Below are 273 nucleotides of genomic sequence, written 5' to 3'. Positions count from 1 at the left end.
GTCCATATCTGAGATATCTTCCCAGTTACGATCTGCTGACTTTGCATAAGTTGCAGCAGGTGTCGCGTGGGTAATACGTGCGGTTGAGATAACACCCGTTGATTTACCTGCAATCTCAGCTAATTCTAAGGCAGTGATCATCTCAATGCCTTTAGTGCTAGCACAATTGCCACGAACCACATCTTCGTCAACACCTAACACGCCAGCATCTGTTTTAACGCCCGACATCATCGCTGTCATTGTTCCTGCAGAATCTGGTGTTTGTGCATCAAC

The 273-nt window shown here is 46.5% G+C and carries 1 protein-coding gene; it reads right to left on the bottom strand.

What is annotated here, in order from left to right:
- The coding region (locus AAEY75_RS15120; RefSeq protein ID WP_352260042.1) for an alkaline phosphatase at nucleotides 1-273 on the bottom strand (273 nt) is incomplete at both ends.

Source organism: Psychrobacter sp. TB55-MNA-CIBAN-0194 (assembly GCF_040309505.1).
In the GTDB taxonomy this organism is placed as follows: Bacteria; Pseudomonadota; Gammaproteobacteria; order Pseudomonadales; family Moraxellaceae; genus Psychrobacter; species Psychrobacter fozii.
The sequence above is the reverse complement of the archived record's forward strand: the minus strand, read 5'-3'. Positions and strand labels throughout refer to the sequence as shown.